A 261-nucleotide genomic window follows, 5' to 3' on the forward strand; every position below is an offset into this window, starting at 1 on the left:
CAATGCGTCGCTGATCGTCAGGCTCACGCTGGAGCAGGGCCAAATCCCCTATGAGACAAGGCTGGTCGACCGCAGGGCGAAGGCGCAGCGGGGGGCCGCCTACCGTGCCCTGAACCCCAAGGGCCTGATCCCCACGCTCGAAACACCCGAGGGGCCGATCTTTGAAACCGGGGCCATATTGCTCTGGCTGGCGGATCGGCACGGCGAGCTGTTCCCCGCCCCCGCCTCACCTGCCCGGGGCAAGGCGCTGAAATGGTTCTT

General features: G+C 66.7%; 1 protein-coding gene. It reads left to right on the plus strand.

Annotation, left to right across the window (positions count from 1 at the left end; all coding sequences use genetic code 11):
- On the plus strand, positions 1-261 hold a 261-nt coding region (locus tag A3728_RS20390), incomplete at both ends, for a glutathione S-transferase N-terminal domain-containing protein (RefSeq protein WP_201722365.1).

The sequence above is a fragment of the Sulfitobacter sp. HI0040 genome (assembly GCF_001634885.1).
Taxonomy (GTDB): domain Bacteria; phylum Pseudomonadota; class Alphaproteobacteria; order Rhodobacterales; family Rhodobacteraceae; genus Sulfitobacter.